Source organism: Streptomyces sp. SID5785 (assembly GCF_009870065.1).
Classification (GTDB): domain Bacteria; phylum Actinomycetota; class Actinomycetes; order Streptomycetales; family Streptomycetaceae; genus Streptomyces.
Genome location: NZ_WWIA01000207.1, coordinates 1 through 16147, shown reverse-complemented (window position 1 = coordinate 16147; position 16147 = coordinate 1). Strand labels below are relative to the sequence as shown.

Here is a 16147-nt window from a genome sequence, read left to right as displayed (position 1 = left end):
TGGGTGCCCGGGCGCCCGGCGCGTGTCCGGGGATCCCTCGTAGGAGTGGATGGTGAACGAGTCGGCGAAGTCGCTCTCCCCCAGCGCGTAGACACGCGGCGCCCTGACGGCCGCGCCGGAGTCCTCGATGGCCCGCAGCACCGCGTGCTCGTCGAGGAACCTGGGCTCGACCGGGTGGGCCGTGCCCACCTTCCTGCGCACCATCACGGGGGGCCGGCCGTCGATCTCCACGACGGTCGCCAGATGCGTGGTCCCGTTGAAGACGAGGCGGGCCGGGGCCCGGCCCTCCGCCCGCAGGGCCGCCTCGACCGCCGACTCGGGGAAGTCCGGCCGCAGGGCCACCCGCTCGTCGCGGTGCCAGAGGGCGGTCCGGCCGGAGCCACGCAGGACCGAGCCGTGCGCCAGCAGCCGACGGTACAGCAGGCGCTCGATGGTGCCCACGTCCAGCACGGTGCGCAGCGCCAGCGGGCGCTGGGCGGCCAGCAGGGCTCGCCTGATCTCCTTCGCCGCCGCTTCCAGGTCGCTCCGGCCGAAGACACGGTCGAGGGAGCGCACCGCCCGGATCACGTCCGGGTAGACGGACTGCGCGTGCTCGAAGTCGAGGTAGTGCGGCAGGTCCTCGTCCAGGCCGACGACCGCCTCGGGGCGCACCCGGCCCATGGCACGGCGCCAGGCGTCCACGACCTCGTCCACCTGGTCGGGCGGATAGTGCGTCCGCACCAGGTGGACCGCCAGGTCGTGCAGGGGGTCGCCGTAGGACGCCAGCTCCCAGTCCACGCAGCGGAGCGGCGGGACACCGTCGCCGGTGACGACGACGTTGCCGCGGTGGAGGTCGCCGTGGAGCAGACCGAACGGGCGGGGGCTCATCCGCGGCGCCCATGGCCCGTACTTCCGCAGGGCGTCCTCGGGCACGCCCAGTGCGACGAACAGCCCGCCGAACTCGGCCCAGTTCGGCATGCGGACCTGCTGATCGGCCTGTGTCCACAACGTGCGCAGGAAGCCGGCGGTGTCCCGGTCGCGCGGCCAGTGGGCGGGGCGCGGCGGCAGGGCCCGCTCCGGCACGCAGGCCAGGCGGGCGAGCAGATCGGCGAAGGCCTCGATCAGCCGCGAGTCGACCGGCTTGCCCTCGGGGCAGACGGCCGCGAGGGGCGTGCCGGCCAGGTAGGTGTGGATGGACCGGTCCCCGCGCCGGGCGAGGAACCGCGGTACGCCGTCCAGGTGGTCGCCGATGCCGCGCAGCACCGCGGCCTCGTCCGGCCAGGTCCGGATCACGACGGACGGCACGCCGTCCCGGCGGCGCCGGACCAGGACGTGTGTTCCTGCGGGCCGGCCCAGGTCCCGCGCTTGTTGCGACGTCAGCTGCACCACACGGTTGAGGTTGTGGTGTCCGCCCATACTCTCGCCGGAGCATGTCTCGGACCGGAGGATCTCGTCCCACAGGTCCCTGGACTCCTCGGTGAAGTCAGGGATCGCACTCGGGGCACTGGGGGCGATCGCGCCCACGGGCCACTCCTGGAAACTCATGCATCAGAGTTGACGGAGCCACACCCTAGTCCCGTGCGACCCGGGGCACGAGCCGAGCCGCACGGCGGCCGCGTGTTCGAGGAGTGAGCGGCCGCGGCCCACAGAGCGAGACGCGCTTGCACGGGCTCGCCGCGCGGCCGGTCGGCCGCCGGATCGTCCCCGGCGGCCGGATACGGCAGAACGAGTGACTGCGCAGGCAGCGGCCCGCGGATCGCGACGCGGCGCCACTGCCCCCGTCCGCCTCACGCCGGACGCTTCGGCACGTGCTCCCACAACCCGTCGAACATCCGCTGCTCGGCCGCGACGAAGTCCGCCTCCGACGTGCTCCTCGCCCGGTCGAAGACGAACATCGGGGTGTCGAAACCCTCGACGTCGCACAGCAGCACCGGCCGGCCGCCCTCGTACTCGTCCACCTCGCGCTCCATCAGGGCCGGGGCGTAGTGGCCGATCAGGGCCTCCCGGCGATTGAGGAGGTACGCCTTCCGGCTCGGGGTGCCCACGGTGTAGCGGATGTCGATGTGGGCGTCCACGCCGTGCCGGCGCAGGCTCGCCATGGAGCTCTTCAGGACCGTCGTCTGGGCGATGTGCTGGCCCCGGCTGCGTGCCCGGACCGCCTCGTCCAGCTTGGCGTCCGCGCCCCAGCCGTCCGCCGGCGACGGGTAGTCGAGGTCCTGCTCCAGGCTCGGCAGGAGCAGCCGGACGCGGATCGACTGCGGGCGGCACGTGCCCTCGTACACCGTGCGCTGCGCCTCGCCCAGCGCCAGCATCAGCGTCTCGGCGGTCAGGCAGGCGACGTCGACCTCGACCCGCTCGTCCGCGAACGCCGACTGGAGGCGCGGCACGAGGATGCTGCGCGCGGAGCGGGTGCCGGGCACGGCGGGTTCGGCGCCGGGGGCGACCTGGGGCGGGCTGCCCCGGCTCACGTTCGTGAGCAGGCCGTCGGCCTGGAGACGGTGGAGGGCCTGGCGCACGGTGCCGCGCTCCACCCCGAACTCCTGGGCCAGCGCCGCCTGGGTCGGCAGCCGCGCACCGGCCTCCAGGACGCCCGTTCTGATGCGTTCCCGCAGGTCGTCGGCGATGGATTCGGAGGTGGCCCGGGGACCGGTGCCGCTCTTGCCGTTCATGCGCCGCACTCCCGCCCTGCCAGTGCCAAGTTGCGTCAACTCTACGCCAGTTGGCAACCAACTAAACCGGCTCGGCCGGGCGGATCCGGGAACCCCCAGGTCAGGGGCGCGTGCGCAGAACGGTGAGCAGCGGCTCCAGGGAGTCGATCACGTGCTTGGCGCCCGCCGACCGCAGCGCGGCCTCCTTGTGCTCGCTGCGCGCGTAGCCGAGGAAGGGGACGCCGGCCGCTTCCGCCGCCACCAGGTCCGTGGTGGCGTCGCCGATCATCAGGGCGGCAGCGGGGTCGGCCCCCATGGCGTTCAGGGCGCGGTGCAGGCAGTGCGGATGGGGCTTGAGCAGTTCCAGGTCCTGCGTCCGGCCGTATATGTGCCGGTGGAAGCAGTCGGACAGGCCCCGGTTCTCGACGTAGCGGCCGGCCGCCTCGGGTGCGTTGTTGGTCGTGATGGCCAGCCGGACACCGACCGCCGACCAGGTGCGGATCAGGGGATCGGCGTACGGCGTGGGCCAGGCCGTGCCGACCGCGCCGAGCTCCTCCGCGGTGAGACGTTTCTCCATCTCGACGACCAGATCGCTCCCCCGGCGCTGCTCCGCGAGCAGGCGCAGCGTCGTGTGCGGGTCCGGATCCTCCCGCTCCGTCTCGCTGAGGATGCTCCCGAGCCCCTGCCGGTCCAGCCATTCCACCTGCGCGCGAGCGATGTCCTGCGCCCGCCGGACCGCGAACAGCCGGCAGATCGGGCCGTCGAAGTCGAGCAGCACGTAGCGCGCCCCGCGCACCAGCTCGGCCAGTTCCGTCTCTTCCGCCACAGCATCAGCCACGGGAACAGTGTGCTGCGTCGGGACGGCGTGCACTAGGTGACGGCGCCAGGTCACGGCCTCGCTTCCGGACGCACTACGTGAGCGTCAGGTCCGACGTGATCGTCCCCCACAGCGCGTCGAACCACTTCTGCGAGTCCTCCACGAACGCCCGGTCCCGGTGCCCCGCCCGGCGTTCGAAGGAGAACGCGAGGGCCTGCGGGTCGCTGGCCGCGTACATCTCCAGCGTCGTGTCGCTGTCGATCTCCTCCTCGCGCCGCGTGACCTTGTAGTACGAGAAGAGGGCCTCCTCCCCGTTGAGCAGGTACAGCCGCATCTGCGGGGTGAAGGGCAGGGCACGGAAGGTGACCGTCACGTCGATGCCGGGCGAGGTCCGCAGGGAGCGGAGGTTGTGCCGCAGGACCTGGCCCTGCGCGTTGCGCGTGGCGAGCCAGCGCTGGTGGACGGGGTCGTCGCCGTCCGGCGCGGCGTCCCCGACCGGCACCGGGAACGCGAGGTCGATGTCGCGGCTGGGGAGCAGGATGCGGACGTCGATGGACTCGGGGCGCATCCGGCCCTCGTAGATCAGCCGGAGCGGTTCGCCGAGCGCCAGCATCAGGGTCTCGGACGTCATGCAGACCGCGTCGATCCGCACCCGGGGCGCCCGGAACGCCTCGACCAGCCGCGGCGACAGCGTGACCATCGTGGACTGCGGCTCGTCGGTGCCCGCCGCGGCGGGGGCGATCCGGGGCGGGCTGCCCTTGCTGCGGTTGGCCAGCAAGCCGTCCGCCTCCAGGAGCTGGAGCGCCTGGCGGACCGTGCCGCGCTCCACGTCGAACTGCGCCGCCAGCGTGGCCTGGGTCGGCAGCCGGTCGCCCGCCTTCAGGACGCCCGCCCTGATGCGCTCGCGCAGCTCGTCGGCGATGTCCTGGGCGCCGGGCCTTCTGTCGTCGTCCAGGGGTCCGCCCGGGGCGTTCCGCGCGCCCGTCCTGCCCGCCATGTCCGCCACGCTCTCGTGAGTCACAACCAAACGCTACAACTTCCCGGGATTTGGCGGGAGTTGTTGGAAGCTTGTTTATCCACCACGACCAAGTGGGGACAACTATCGTGAAGTTGGTTCCAACTTGGTACAAGATGGCCCGGCGGACCGCCGGCCGACCGAGGAGGTACGCGCCATGCCCGTCCTGAGCCTTCTCTCCGCGGTCCTCGTGATCACCTTCGAGCAGCTCGTGCAGTGGCACTACGGTCCGGCCGGGATCGCCGGACTGCTGCTCCTGTCGATCGGCGTCAAGACCCGGAACACGACGTGCAGTTCGGTCGGCGCCGCACTGCTCGCCATCCTGGTCGCGGGTCCCGCCCTCCGCTGATCTCAACTTCCCGCCATCTTTGGGGAGTTGATGTGAAGGTGGTTATGACTCGCCTCAGAACGGAGATAAGTACCTATGAGTTGGTGACCAACTTGGCCGACATGGTCGGTCAGCCTCGCAGGTTGGCGTCCGTCACACAGGTTGGTCCACGTCTCCGCTCTGTCACAGCACACCCACAGGAGTTGGTCACCACGCGGACCCGCAGGTCCTGAAGGAGGTCACAGACCATGCCGCTCTTCGCCATCATCGTCGCCGCCCTCGCCATCGGCTTCGAGCAGCTCATCCAGTGGAAGTACGGACCGATGGGCATCATCGCCTTCATCGCGCTCTCCGTCGGCCTCAAGGCCAGGAACACCATGATCAGCGGCATCGGGGCGGTCGTCCTCGTCATGCTGCTGGCCCAGAGCGGCTGACCGGGCTCCCTTCCGGAGGGGAGCCGGGAGCCCGGTCGGTCCCCGCCACCACCAGGTCGCGGCACCGGCTCAGAACATGTCGGGGCACCACGGGCGCCGCGACGTGCGCAGCAGGGTGTCGGCGACGGCGGCGGCGCCCGCCTCCTCCTCGGACACCCGGCCCAGGGCCGCGAGCCGCACCGCGGACGTGTCGCCCAGCCACAGCGCCCCCAACTCCGCGACACCGAGCGTGAGCTGGGGTGCCGCGGCGCTCGGCGCGCACACCGCGCCGTCGGGCGTCGCCTCCAGGGCGAACCGTCCCCCGGCGAACCCCGCCTCGTCCCGCACCTCGAGGACCAGCTCCCCGCTCGTCGCGTACGACCGCGCCTCCAGGGCCGCCGCGACGTCGAGGATCCGCACCCACATCGTGTCCGCCTGCTTCACGATCCTGGCCGCCCGGCGGTCGGGCAGCAGGTCGGGCAGCAGATCGTCGGGGGCGCGCAGGCCGCTCTGGACGACCGTCACCCAGTCGATCGAGCAGACGTAGTGCCACAGCGCGCGCTCGGCGGCCGGCGTCGCCCCGAAGAGGTCCAGCACGGTCGCCGTGCACACCGGCTGCACCGCGTCGCTGAACTTCCCCTCGATCCGGTACCGGAGCAGGCCCTCGACCTCGCCGCGCGCCGAGCGGTACAGGGCGTAGTACGGCTCCGTCCACGGGTCCTCGGGGGCCGCCGCGAGGCCCGTGTCACGGTCCCACCAGGACGGCTGGCGGGACACCAGGCCGGCGACCCGGGTGCGCAGCCGGTCGTGCAGCCCGGGGCCCTCCTTGCGGTACTCCGCCGCGTCGACCAGGTCGATCGTGGCGCCGTCCTCCGGGGCGGACCAGCGCGGGTCGAGGCCGGTGCGGGGGACGTCGATCTCCCAGGTCGTCGCCGAGGTGGCGGGGCCGAAGCCGTAGCGGCCGTAGATGCGGTACTCGGCGGCGATCAGGGTCGCCGCGACGTCGCCGCGCTCCTTCGCCTCCGCGAGGTCGTCGGCCATCATGCGGGTCAGCAGACCGCGGCGGCGGTGCGTGGGGGTGACCGTCACGTTCGTGATCGCGTCCGTGGGAACGGTGGCTCCGCCCGGGACGGTCAGGGTCTGCTCGTGGGAACGGAACGTCGCGACGACCCGGCCCGTGTCCGTGAACGCGGCGCGGACGCGGGAGAGGTCGAACTGGGCGCGGCGGCGGTCGACCGTCTCGTCGGAGACGGTCGGGGGGCGGACGAAGCCCGTGTTGAGCGCGCGGCTCCAGGCCCGGACCTCCTCCGGGGTGATCGGGCGGACGGTTTCGGCGGGGCCGGGGCGGGTCGTCATGGGGTCACGCTAGGTCGGGCCCGCGCCTGTGTCGCCCGGATTACGGCTCCCACCGCAGCTCCGCCCGCTCACCGCCGGGCGCCGCTCCGATGGGGCTTCTCGCGCCCGAGGGGAAATGCGACGCGAAGCGTCTGCATTTCAGGGGCGCGGGGAACTGCGCGAGAAGCCCCACCGGCCCGCGGACCGCGACGCGGGAGGTCAGCCCCCGAGGAGATCGGAGACCCGCGCCTCACCCTCCCGGTAGCGGCGCGCGATCTCCCCGCTGCAGTCGTCGGCGACCCGCTGCAACTGCTGCCGCCGCCGCGACACCTGCTGCTCGTACCGGACGAGCCGGCCGAGGCCCGCGTCCAGCTCACCGTCCGTGCGGGCCCCCAGGTCGGAGAGGCCGACCTCCGCGAGCATCTGCGCGGCCAGCGAGCGGAACTCCTCGCTGTGCGGCGTGCCCACCGTGACGTGCCGGGCCGACGAGCGCTGCCGGGTCGGCTGGTCCCGCAGGATCTCCGAGAGGCGGTCCACGACGGGCGACTCCGGGTCGCGGCGCCGGGCCAGCTCCGCCCGCAGGATGTCGATCCGGCCCTGGAGCAGCCGGCGCACGTACGACAGGTCCGCCTCGTCCCGCTGTGCGTCGCGCCGCACCTGCCGCAGCTCGGCGAGGCTCAGCGCGGGCAGGTCGGGCGCGGGGGCGGCGGGCAGCGCGGGGCTGTCGACGCGCTGCACGGGCGGCCGGGGCAGCTCCGTGTCCGGAGTCTGGCTCATGGCATGCGCATGCGTATCCATGGTCTGTGTACCGTCCCCTCGACCGGACCGGCGCCGTACGCCCCTGGCGCACCACGTGGAAGCATGGTGCCACTCCGGATGGCCGCTTAGTGTGCGAGTGCCCCATATCGGCCCCGGATGGGGGGTTCGGGAGGCCGTCCGAACGGGCAGCGGGCGGCACGGCATGATGACCGTATGCGTGCAGTGGTGCAGAGAGTGGACGGCGCGAGCGTCGTCGTCGAGGGCGAGACGGTCGGCGAGATCCGGGGCGAGGGACTGTGCGTCCTCGTGGGGGTCACGCACGAGGACACGAAGGAGAAGGCCGCCCAGCTGGCCCGCAAACTGTGGTCGATCCGGATGCTGGGCGACGAGCGCTCGTGCAGCGACATCGACGCTCCGCTGCTGGTCATCAGCCAGTTCACGCTCTACGGGGACGCCCGCAAGGGCCGCAGGCCCACCTGGAACGCGGCGGCGCCGGGGCCGGTCGCCGAGCCGCTCGTCGAGGAGGTCGTGGCGCAGCTGCGGGCGCTGGGCGCGACCGTGGCGACGGGCCGGTTCGGGGCGCAGATGCGGGTGTCCCTGACGAACGACGGCCCGTTCACGGTCCTGCTGGAGCTGTAGACCGGACTCCGGCGAGGCTCCAGCGGGACTCGAGCGGTGCTCTACGGCTCGACGACCGCTTCCTGCGCGGCGGCCGTGGTCTCGGCGAGCAGCGGGGCGTCCAGCGGGACGTTCCGCTTCACCAGGGCCAGCGCGATCGGGCCGAGCTCGTGGTGGCGGGCCGAGGTCGTGACGAAGCCGATCTTGCGTCCCTCGGGGCCGTCCGCCGCGAGCCGGACCTCCGCGCCGTGCGGCGGCAGGTGCACATCGCTGCCGTCGAGGTGCAGGAAGACGAGGCGGCGCGGCGGCTTGCCCAGGTTCTGGACGCGGGCCACGGTCTCCTGGCCCCGGTAGCAGCCCTTCTGGAGGTGGACGGCCGAGCCGATCCAGCCGAGCTCGTGCGGGATCGTGCGGTGGTCGGTCTCCAGGCCGAGACGGGGTCGGTGCTGCTCGACGCGCAGCGCCTCGTAGGCGAGCAGGCCGACCGCCGGGCCGTTCTCCTTCGCGTACGCCTCGAGGTCGCCGCGCGGCAGGAACAGGTCGCGGCCGTACGCCGTCTCGCGCACGGCCACCCCGTCCGGGACCGGGGCGATGGAACCGGCGGGCAGGTGGACGACGGCGAACGCGTCGGTGCGGTCGGCGACCTCGACGCGGTAGAAGAACTTCATCGACTCCAGGTAGCCGAGGAGCGCCTCCTGGGTGCCGGGCTCGATGTGCGCCCACGTCGTGGTGCCGTCGTCGACGAGGTACAGGGCGTGCTCGATGTGCCCGTTGGCGGACAGCACCAGCGCCTCGGTCGCCTGGCCCGGCGGCAGGTCGCTGACGTGCTGGGTGAGCAGCAGGTGCAGCCAGCTGAGCCGGTCCTCGCCGGTCACGGTGAGGACGCCGCGGTGCGAGAGGTCGACGACACCGGTGCCGTCGGCCAGGGCGCGCTGCTCACGGAACAGGTCGCCGTAGTGCGCGGCGACGCCCTCGTCCACGCCCTCGCCGGGGACGGCGCCGGGCAGGGTCAGCAGGGGGCTGTGCGGGGAGTGTCGCTGCATGGTCACACAGACTACGACGACGGCCCGGACGCGCTTATTCCTGCGGGGGCTGCTCCGCTGCGGCCCGGGTGCAGTCCGCGCACCGCCCGAAGATGGCGAAGTGCTTGAGATCGGTGTCGAAGCCGAACTCGGCATGCAGCTTGGCGGTGAACTCGGCGGCGACGGCCACATCGGCCTCGATCACGTTCGTGCAGTCGCGGCAGACCAGGTGCATGTGGTGGTGCCGGTCGGCCAGGTGGTACGTGGGCGCGCCGTGCCCGAGGTGGGCGTGGGAGACCAGGCCGAGCTCCTCGAGGAGCTCGAGCGTCCGGTAGACCGTGGAGATGTTGACCCCCGACGCCGTCCTGCGCACTTCGCACAGGATGTCGTCGGGGGTCGCGTGCTCCAGGGTGTCGACGGCTTCGAGGACAAGCTGGCGCTGCGGCGTCAGCCGGTAGCCGCGCTGCCTCAGGTCGCTCTTCCAGTCGGTGCTCACCACACCGCCGAGTGTATGACTACTTGAAGAAAGCGATGCCGTCGTCCGGCATGTCCGGCAGGTTGCGGGCCATCTCCGCGACGTCCTCGGGCGACACGACCTTCTTGAGCTGTGCCGACATGTAGGGGCGGAGCGGGACCTCGGGGGTCTGCTTCTCGCCGACCCACATCAGGTCGCCCTTGACGTAGCCGTACAGCCGCTTGCCGCCGCTGTAGGGGCCGGAGGCCGCCGTGCGGGCCACCGCGTCGGTGGCCAGGTCGATCTGCGGCTTCTTGTCCGCCAGCTCGCCGTACCAGACCTCGACGACGCCGTCGTCACGGACCATGACGACCTCGACCTTGCGGTCGGCGCCGATGCGCCAGAAGCCGTGCTCGGACTCGAGCGGCTTCACCTTGTTGCCGTCCTGGTCGAGGATCCAGGTGTGCGACTGGTACTCGAGGAAGTCCCGCCCGTCGTGGGTGAAGGAGACCTCCTGGCCGAAATTGGCCTTCTCGGCTCCGGGGAAGTCGGTCACGCCGGCCCCCGCCCAGTTGCCCAGGAGGAAGGCGAGCGGGACGAGCTCGGGGTTCAGGTCGGACGGGATCTCGATCATGATCTGGGGCTTTCCTCGACGGGGGTCAGCGCTGGCCCTGGTACAGCTTCTTCACGGTCAGACCGGCGAAGGCGAGGACGCCGACGCAGACCAGGACGAGCAGAGCGGAGAAGAAGGCCTCAAGCACGGATGCTCCTCGGTGAGCGGCACTAGCGGACTAGCGGACGTAGGTGGACACAGAGCCGGACCCCACTCTAGTCGTGCGGGGTCCGGCGCTCTCGGCGAGGTCCGTCCCCGGGTCAGCCGAGCAGCTGGTTCTGCAGCACCGCCGTCTGGTCGAACGGGACCCGGGGCACGCCCTTCTTCCCCGAGACGACGACGAACCCGACGACGTCACCGGCCTGCATGCGGGCCACCCGCAGGTGCTCGGCGCCGTACGGCGCCTGCTCGTCGAAGACCCGCATCGTCGTGTAGCGGACCTTGGATCCGCTGCCCGCGCCGCGGAGGTACTCCTCGACGTCGGGCGCGTCCTGATAGGCGGCCGCGGCGGCGGCCAGGTCCCCCAGGTGCGCGCGGGCGAACGCGCTGGTGTCGAACTGCAGCAGGTAGATCCGAGTGTGCGTGCCGTCCGGCATGGTCCAGCCGCGGCCGGCGATGTGCCGCAGACCGCCGTCGGCGAGCGACTGCTTCAGGTCGCCGCGCGCGTCCTTCGCGAAGAGCTCGAGGTACGCCGCCGTGGACAGCCAGCCGTCCCGGCCGGCCATCTCCTTGTCCTGCCGTGCGCCCTTAGGCGCGGGCAGGACGAGTCCCCGCAGGTCGGCGTAGTGCTCCTCGCGGGTGTTCTCCTCGGCGAAGGCCGCCGGGGCGCCCGCGGGCAGCGGCGGCTTCACGAGGTGCGGATACTCCCAGCGGCCGTCGTCCTCGGTGGCGAGGCCCGGCAGGTCGCCGCGGGTCTGCTCCGTGACGCCGTACGCGGCGCCCGCGCCCACGGCCGCGAAGACGACCACGGCGGCGGTCCAGCGCAGCACGGCCCGCAGCACCCGGCGGTCCTTCGGCGCGGGCGGTACGGGAGGAACGGAAGGAACGGGCGGGGCGAGAGGTACGGGTGCGGCGGCCGGCGGGGGCGGCGGCACGGCGGGCGCCTCCTGCGGTCCCGGTGCCTCCTGCGGCCCGGGCGCCTCCGGCTGCTGCTGCTCCGGCTGGAGTGACTGGGTCATACGAGCTCCCCCCGCGACGAGATGTGGTCGAGCTGCTGTGCCACCAGGGAGGCGACGGCCTTGGTGTCCAGCGACTTGGGGCCGTACGCGGTCGCGGAGACCATGAGGTCGTCCTCGTACGCGTTGCAGATGAGCAGGCCGAGGTCGGTGTCCTTGTCCTGGGGGGCGCGGAAGCAGTCCGCGGTGCGGTGCCCCTTGATCGTCGGCCCCTTGGTGAAGACGCCGAGCGCGCGCAGGAACTGCGTACGGAAGGACTTGAGATCGCGGCCCGCCTGCCGGTTCTCGAGCTGGGCGAGCTGGATCTCGACGACGAGGTCGGAGGAGTCGGCGGAGTAGCTGCGCATCGCCAGGCCCTTGACCTTGAGCTTGTCGATGGCCTTGCGCTGGGACTCGCGCTGGCGGGCGGGCAGGTCGTCGACGCCCGCCTTGAGACGGGCGACGGCCTGCCGGCCGCCGATCACGTCGTCGTTGCCGAACTCGTCGATGTCCGGCCCGGGGCCGTACTCCTCGGGCACGGGCAGCAGCCGCTTCCTGAGGTCCTCCTTGCCGGTGCCGCCGGTGCGCTGCTTCTGCGCCACGGGGTCGCCCCACACGTCGGCGCGGACCGTGCGGTCGGCGTCGCCCACCGTCAGGACGGTGAGGGTGCTGCCGCCGGCGACCGCGAGGACGACCACGGCGGCGCCGACGAGCGTGAGCACGCGGCCGCGCCTGCGCGGGGCGGCCGAGGCGTCGGCAGCGTCGGTGGTGGCGGTGGCGGTGGCGATGACGGCGGTCGGAGCCGTGACGGGCAGGTCGGGAGCGGGCCGGTCCGTGCCGGGTGCCTGCGCGGGCGGGTTCTGGTCGGTCACAGGCGCTCCAGCTGTCGCTCGGCGAGGGCCATCGCGGTCTTCTTCGGGATCGGCTTGCTGTCGTACATCCAGATGTCCATGACGATGTCGCCGCGCGCGGCGAGTGCCCGGGACGTGTACAGCGGCAGGTAACCGGCCTTGGTCTGCGGGTGGTCGTAGACGTACAGACGGCCGGTGTCGCTGCCGGGAACGGCCTCGCCCGGGTTGCCCGCCCACTTGCTGCCGCCCATGTACGACTGCTGGCCGGTGAGGAAGTCGCGCGAGCCGAGTTCCTTGTCGTCACGGAACTGGACGAGGTGGATCTCGGTCAGGGCGTTGCCCTTCTCCCAGACGCTCAGCGCGGCCCGCCGGTAGGAACCGCGGGACAGCTCCTCGAACATGGCGTCCGGCGCCTTGAAGTACTCGGCGTAGCCGTACTGGTCGAGCCAGCCCTGGTCGGCGTCCGCCTTCTGCGTCCCCGCGGGGCGCGGCAGCAGCAGTTTGCGCAGGTCGCCGTCGGTGCGGACGCGGCGGTCCTGTGCGGCGGACAGCTTCTCGGGCGGCTTGCCGCCCCCGGCCTGCGTCATCGCCTGCTGGGCGAGCGGCGGCAGCGGGTCGGGATCGCGGTCCGCCTGCACGGTGTATCCGGTGCAGACGCCCGCGACGGCGCCGAGCACGGCGGCGCAGGCGATCAGCGCGGCGGTGCGCCCTCGGCGGCGCGCCCGACGGGCCGGGACGGACGGCTCGGCCGGGGCCGGGGCCGGGGGCTCGGCCTGCGGTGCCCCGGGCGGTGGTGCCTGAGGCTCCGTTCTCGGAACTTCTACGTCATCCAACGGGTCCCCCCACGGAACTCGAAGCGCGGATTCCGTATCCGCGCGCCCAGGAGACCCACAGCAACCTCGCAGGGTTGCCCGTCAATTGATCACGAATCAGCCACGCCGTGGCCTGAAGTCCCTGCCCGACGGTCAGGCCGGCCCGGCGTCAGCGGCGCCGGTGCTTCTTCCCGTCCAGTTCGTCCCACCACGCGTCGGACTGCTCGTCCCCGGACGGGTCGTCCCACCAGCGGTCGTCGGGGCCGCGCCGGTTCGCGGTGATCGCGGCGACGGGCGGGATGACCATGGCGACCACGCACATGGCGACGGCGGCCGGCACGGACCACAGGCGTACGACGGCCCAGGCCAGGACGAAGAGCGCGATGCAGACGCCCATCATCAGGAAGTACAGGTGCTTGCGCCGGGCCAGCATGCTTCCAGGGTAGCCCCGGCAGGGGTCCGCACGCCGGTCCGGGACAAGCCGAAGGACCGCACCCCGTCCAGTGGCGTCCAACCCCCTGGGGTGCGGCCCTTCAGCCGTTCGAGTGCGCCGCGGCGCCGCCGTCACACGGCGATCGCGACCTCCGCGAGCCCGCCGGTGCTGGCGACGACCGTGCGGTCCGCCGTGCCGCCCGGGACCAGGGCGCGCAGCGTCCACGTGCCCTCGGCCGCGTAGAAGCGGAACTGGCCCGTGGCGGAGGTGGGCACCTCCGCGGTGAACTCGCCGGTCGAGTCGAGGAGACGGACGTACCCCGTCACCGGCTCGCCGTCGCGGGTCACCTGGCCCTGGATCGTGGTCTCACCGGGCTTGATCGTCGAGGCGTCGGGGCCGCCGGCCTTCGCTCCACACATACGTAACTCCTGCTGGGAAAAGGTCAGTTGGACCTGGAGGGGCGGGCTTGCTTACTTGTTGGCGCCGAGCTCGATCGGCACGCCGACCAGCGAGCCGTACTCGGTCCAGGAACCGTCGTAGTTCTTGACGTTGTCGACGCCGAGCAGCTCGTGCAGCACGAACCAGGTCAGGGCCGAGCGCTCACCGATGCGGCAGTAGGCGATGGAGTCCTTCGCCAGGTCGACCTGCTCGTCCTCGTAGAGGGCCTTGAGGTCCTCGTCGGACTTGAAGGTGCCGTCGTCGTTGGCGTTCTTCGACCACGGGATGTTGCGGGCCGACGGGACGTGGCCCGGGCGCTGGGACTGCTCCTGCGGCAGGTGGGCCGGGGCGAGCAGCTTGCCCGAGAACTCGTCGGGGGAGCGGACGTCGACCAGGTTCTGGGTGCCGATCGCGTTGACGACGTCGTCGCGGAAGGCACGGATCGAGGTGTCCTGGGCCTTGGCCTTGTACTGCGTGGCGGGACGGTTCGGCACCTGCGCGCCGTCGACCAGGTCGCGGGAGTCGAGCTCCCACTTCTTGCGGCCGCCGTCGAGGAGCTTCACGTCCTGGTGGCCGTAGAGCTTGAAGTACCAGTACGCGTACGAGGCGAACCAGTTGTTGTTGCCGCCGTAGAGGACGACCGTCGTGTCGTTGCCGATGCCCTTCGCCGACAGGAGCTTCTCGAAGCCCTCCTGGTCGATGAAGTCGCGGCGGACCGGGTCCTGGAGGTCCTTGGTCCAGTCGATGCGGATCGCGTTCTTGATGTGGTTCTTGTCGTACGCGGCCGTGTCCTCGTCGACCTCGACGATCGCCACGTTCGCGTTGTCGAGGTTGGCCTCGACCCAGTCGGCGTCTACCAGGACGTCGCTGCGGCTCATGCTGTGTTCCTCCGGGGCAGTTGCGGGGGCATGCGGAACGGGAGTGTGCGGGGACGCACGGGTGACCCCGAGTCGTCTCGAGGGGTCCTGGGGGAAAGCGGGGGGCCGGCGCGGTCGCCGGAGGGCCCGCTCAGGCAGTGCGACAGAGCATGGCGGCGACGCGGCACAGGTCCACTGCCCGCCGCTTCGTGAATTCCGCCTGCTGCATCATGCGTCCGATCGTAAGGACGGCACGGGGTGCCTGTCACCGGCGTGTCGGATCCTGAGACAGGATCATCCACTATCCGAGACAGAGAGCGCCCCGGGGCCGCTGTCGCGGGCCTCCGGGGCCGGGGCGGTGCGCCGCCCTTCTGCTGTGCGGACGCCCTCGTCTCGCATCGCGGACCGGGTCCGCTCCGGGGCCTCCTCCGTGCCTACCCGACGAGGTCCAGATCCGAACCCTTCACCGTGATCTCGAGGCCGTCCTTGACCGCCTCGACCTTGTCCAGCTCGATGCCCGCGGGCAGGTCGTCGATCGCCTGCTGGAAGTCGGTCACGGCCCGCACCCGGCCCTCCGCCACGTCGAACGCGCCGACCTTCGGCAGGCTGTCCGCCCGCGCCGAGACCTTGCCGCCCTTGACCTGGAGCTCGCTCAGCACCGTCGGGTGCACGGTGCCGATCGGCGTCTTCACCGCGAGCAGCACCTTGACCTTGCTGCCGCCGCCGTACGCGAGACCGTCGATCTTCGCCGTCACGCCGGGGGCGACCGGCGCCGGATCCTGCTTGCGGACGGCCTTGAGCAGCTCGTCGTAGGAGATGCGGGCGGTGCCGGTGGCGGACTCGGCGGTGGCGGAGCTGTAGCTGCTGTCGAACTTCACGCCGTGCATCTCGGCGTCCAGGTCCGCGATGCGGATCGTGTCGCCGCCGGACTTCGCCTCGTAGTCCTCGATGCCGATCTCGACGTCGTCGAGGGAGCCGCCGAGCACCTGGGTGAGGAACGGGAAGCCCTTGATGTTCACGCTGGGCTCGCTCGCGAGGCCCTCACCGGTGCGCAGCTTGTCGGCCGCCTTGCTCTCCGCCAGGTTGACGGCGATCCGGTCGGCGATCACGAAGAGGCCGCCGAGGACGACGACGATGATCAGCAGTATTCGCAGTGCGCGCATGGCCCGGAAGCTCCCCCATGGTGTGCTCTCCCCCGGCTGACCCCTGTGTCCCCCGCGCCGGAAGTGGTTCCTGCCGCGAGCGTACGTGCCGCCCGGCACACGGCGGCGGGCCCCGGCCGACTTGTTCCCAACTTGTCGATCAGAGCCCGCGGCCGTGTGTGCGCTTCTCGCCGCGTCAGGCCAGGGCGCGCCCCAGCAGCCAGACGGCCGGGGCGGACGCGGCGAGCGGCAGCGCGACGCCCGCCGTCATGTGCACGAAGCGCGACGGGTAGTCGTACGAGGCGACGCGGTGGCCGATCAGGGCGAAGGCACCGGCGCCGAGGCCGAGCAGCGCGCCGTCCGTGCCCAGGCCGGTCAGGGCGCCCGCCGCGGCGCCGCCCGCGGCCGAGCCCACGAGGGCGGCGACGACGGAGGCGGGCGTCGGCAGCGGCAGGGCCC

19 protein-coding genes and 1 pseudogene are annotated in these 16147 nt (G+C 72.1%); 3 read left to right on the top strand and 17 right to left on the bottom strand.

Annotated features, from left to right (window positions below; all coding sequences use genetic code 11):
* The 4 genes from GTW43_RS06345 to GTW43_RS06330 all read right to left on the bottom strand — a co-directional run.
* Positions 1 to 1524 (bottom strand): aminoglycoside phosphotransferase family protein (locus tag GTW43_RS06345; RefSeq protein WP_161300633.1); only part of this gene is annotated, 1524 nt, incomplete at its 3' end.
* Positions 1525 to 1766: 242 nt separating this feature from the next.
* The gene (locus GTW43_RS06340) at positions 1767 to 2648 is read right to left on the bottom strand and encodes a GntR family transcriptional regulator (RefSeq protein WP_161300632.1); all 882 of its coding nucleotides are present in this window, start codon (positions 2646 to 2648) and stop codon (positions 1767 to 1769) included.
* Positions 2649 to 2748: 100 nt separating this feature from the next.
* Positions 2749 to 3465 carry an HAD family hydrolase gene (locus GTW43_RS06335; RefSeq protein ID WP_343245919.1) on the bottom strand — a complete coding sequence of 239 codons (717 nt, stop codon included), beginning with the start codon at positions 3463 to 3465 and terminating at the stop codon, positions 2749 to 2751.
* A gap of 73 nt (positions 3466 to 3538) precedes the next feature.
* A complete protein-coding gene (locus tag GTW43_RS06330) occupies positions 3539 to 4441 on the bottom strand; it encodes a winged helix-turn-helix domain-containing protein (RefSeq protein ID WP_161300636.1) in 903 nt (300 codons plus the stop codon).
* 175 nt (positions 4442 to 4616) lie between these two features.
* On the opposite strand from GTW43_RS06330, the gene GTW43_RS06325 reads away from it, so the two are divergent.
* Both GTW43_RS06325 and GTW43_RS06320 read left to right on the top strand, forming a co-directional pair.
* Positions 4617 to 4808: a hypothetical protein gene (locus tag GTW43_RS06325; RefSeq protein ID WP_161300631.1), complete on the top strand. Its 192-nt coding sequence runs from the start codon at positions 4617 to 4619 to the stop codon at positions 4806 to 4808.
* A gap of 227 nt (positions 4809 to 5035) precedes the next feature.
* Positions 5036 to 5221, top strand: coding sequence for a hypothetical protein (locus GTW43_RS06320; protein ID WP_161300630.1), 186 nt, complete (start codon positions 5036 to 5038; stop codon positions 5219 to 5221).
* A gap of 69 nt (positions 5222 to 5290) precedes the next feature.
* Here GTW43_RS06320 and GTW43_RS06315 read toward each other — a convergent pair whose 3' ends face one another.
* On the bottom strand, positions 5291 to 6556 hold the full coding sequence (locus tag GTW43_RS06315; RefSeq protein ID WP_161300629.1) for a GNAT family N-acetyltransferase: 1266 nt from the start codon (positions 6554 to 6556) through the stop codon (positions 5291 to 5293).
* A gap of 198 nt (positions 6557 to 6754) precedes the next feature.
* Complete coding sequence (locus tag GTW43_RS06310) at positions 6755 to 7312, bottom strand: ABC transporter substrate-binding protein (protein WP_161300628.1); 558 nt, start codon at positions 7310 to 7312, stop codon at positions 6755 to 6757.
* 195 nt (positions 7313 to 7507) lie between these two features.
* Here GTW43_RS06310 and dtd point away from each other — a divergent pair, with 195 nt between their 5' ends.
* Positions 7508 to 7933, top strand: a complete 426-nt coding sequence (gene dtd / locus GTW43_RS06305) for a D-aminoacyl-tRNA deacylase (RefSeq protein WP_161300627.1) — start codon at positions 7508 to 7510, stop codon at positions 7931 to 7933.
* A gap of 41 nt (positions 7934 to 7974) precedes the next feature.
* Here the strand turns inward: dtd and GTW43_RS06300 are convergent, their stop codons facing one another.
* The 11 genes and pseudogenes from GTW43_RS06300 to GTW43_RS06250 form a co-directional block, all read right to left on the bottom strand.
* Positions 7975 to 8955, bottom strand: coding sequence for a folate-binding protein YgfZ (locus GTW43_RS06300; RefSeq protein ID WP_161300626.1), 981 nt, complete (start codon positions 8953 to 8955; stop codon positions 7975 to 7977).
* Positions 8956 to 8989: 34 nt separating this feature from the next.
* Positions 8990 to 9433, bottom strand: coding sequence for a transcriptional repressor (locus GTW43_RS06295; RefSeq protein ID WP_161300625.1), 444 nt, complete (start codon positions 9431 to 9433; stop codon positions 8990 to 8992).
* 16 nt (positions 9434 to 9449) lie between these two features.
* Positions 9450 to 10022: an FABP family protein gene (locus GTW43_RS06290; RefSeq protein ID WP_161300624.1), complete on the bottom strand. Its 573-nt coding sequence runs from the start codon at positions 10020 to 10022 to the stop codon at positions 9450 to 9452.
* A gap of 239 nt (positions 10023 to 10261) precedes the next feature.
* Positions 10262 to 11179, bottom strand: a complete 918-nt coding sequence (locus GTW43_RS06285) for a hypothetical protein (RefSeq protein ID WP_237536440.1) — start codon at positions 11177 to 11179, stop codon at positions 10262 to 10264.
* Positions 11176 to 12027 carry a hypothetical protein gene (locus tag GTW43_RS06280; protein WP_161300623.1) on the bottom strand — a complete coding sequence of 284 codons (852 nt, stop codon included), beginning with the start codon at positions 12025 to 12027 and terminating at the stop codon, positions 11176 to 11178. The genes GTW43_RS06285 and GTW43_RS06280 overlap by 4 nt, the downstream gene beginning before the upstream one ends.
* Positions 12024 to 12683, bottom strand: a complete 660-nt coding sequence (locus GTW43_RS06275) for a hypothetical protein (protein ID WP_343245918.1) — start codon at positions 12681 to 12683, stop codon at positions 12024 to 12026. The genes GTW43_RS06280 and GTW43_RS06275 overlap by 4 nt, the downstream gene beginning before the upstream one ends.
* A 304-nt stretch (positions 12684 to 12987) precedes the next feature.
* On the bottom strand, positions 12988 to 13251 hold the full coding sequence (locus GTW43_RS06270; RefSeq protein ID WP_161300622.1) for a DUF3099 domain-containing protein: 264 nt from the start codon (positions 13249 to 13251) through the stop codon (positions 12988 to 12990).
* A gap of 131 nt (positions 13252 to 13382) precedes the next feature.
* Entirely contained in the window at positions 13383 to 13670 is a 288-nt protein-coding gene (locus GTW43_RS06265) for a DUF1416 domain-containing protein (RefSeq protein ID WP_161300621.1), read from the bottom strand.
* 51 nt (positions 13671 to 13721) lie between these two features.
* A complete protein-coding gene (locus GTW43_RS06260; RefSeq protein WP_161300620.1) occupies positions 13722 to 14567 on the bottom strand; it encodes a sulfurtransferase in 846 nt (281 codons plus the stop codon).
* A 413-nt stretch (positions 14568 to 14980) separates the two neighbouring features.
* Positions 14981 to 15709, bottom strand: a complete 729-nt coding sequence (locus GTW43_RS06255) for a DUF2993 domain-containing protein (RefSeq protein WP_161300619.1) — start codon at positions 15707 to 15709, stop codon at positions 14981 to 14983.
* Between the two features lie 175 nt (positions 15710 to 15884).
* Positions 15885 to 16147, bottom strand: a pseudogene (locus GTW43_RS06250) (hypothetical protein); the annotation flags it as partial.

What these genes read in the sequence shown, in the direction of transcription:
- GTW43_RS06340 (WP_161300632.1), bottom strand. Translation starts at nt 2,648, where the DNA reads ATGAACGGCAAGAGCGGCACCGGTCCCCGGGCCACCTCCGAATCCATC.
- GTW43_RS06330 (WP_161300636.1), bottom strand. Translation starts at nt 4,441, where the DNA reads ATGGCGGGCAGGACGGGCGCGCGGAACGCCCCGGGCGGACCCCTGGAC.
- GTW43_RS06325 (WP_161300631.1), top strand. Translation starts at nt 4,617, where the DNA reads ATGCCCGTCCTGAGCCTTCTCTCCGCGGTCCTCGTGATCACCTTCGAG.
- GTW43_RS06320 (WP_161300630.1), top strand. Translation starts at nt 5,036, where the DNA reads ATGCCGCTCTTCGCCATCATCGTCGCCGCCCTCGCCATCGGCTTCGAG.
- GTW43_RS06315 (WP_161300629.1), bottom strand. Translation starts at nt 6,556, where the DNA reads ATGACGACCCGCCCCGGCCCCGCCGAAACCGTCCGCCCGATCACCCCG.
- GTW43_RS06310 (WP_161300628.1), bottom strand. Translation starts at nt 7,312, where the DNA reads ATGAGCCAGACTCCGGACACGGAGCTGCCCCGGCCGCCCGTGCAGCGC.
- dtd (WP_161300627.1), top strand. Translation starts at nt 7,508, where the DNA reads ATGCGTGCAGTGGTGCAGAGAGTGGACGGCGCGAGCGTCGTCGTCGAG.
- GTW43_RS06300 (WP_161300626.1), bottom strand. Translation starts at nt 8,955, where the DNA reads ATGCAGCGACACTCCCCGCACAGCCCCCTGCTGACCCTGCCCGGCGCC.
- GTW43_RS06290 (WP_161300624.1), bottom strand. Translation starts at nt 10,022, where the DNA reads ATGATCGAGATCCCGTCCGACCTGAACCCCGAGCTCGTCCCGCTCGCC.
- GTW43_RS06285 (WP_237536440.1), bottom strand. Translation starts at nt 11,179, where the DNA reads ATGACCCAGTCACTCCAGCCGGAGCAGCAGCAGCCGGAGGCGCCCGGG.
- GTW43_RS06270 (WP_161300622.1), bottom strand. Translation starts at nt 13,251, where the DNA reads ATGCTGGCCCGGCGCAAGCACCTGTACTTCCTGATGATGGGCGTCTGC.
- GTW43_RS06265 (WP_161300621.1), bottom strand. Translation starts at nt 13,670, where the DNA reads ATGTGTGGAGCGAAGGCCGGCGGCCCCGACGCCTCGACGATCAAGCCC.
- GTW43_RS06260 (WP_161300620.1), bottom strand. Translation starts at nt 14,567, where the DNA reads ATGAGCCGCAGCGACGTCCTGGTAGACGCCGACTGGGTCGAGGCCAAC.
- GTW43_RS06255 (WP_161300619.1), bottom strand. Translation starts at nt 15,709, where the DNA reads ATGCGCGCACTGCGAATACTGCTGATCATCGTCGTCGTCCTCGGCGGC.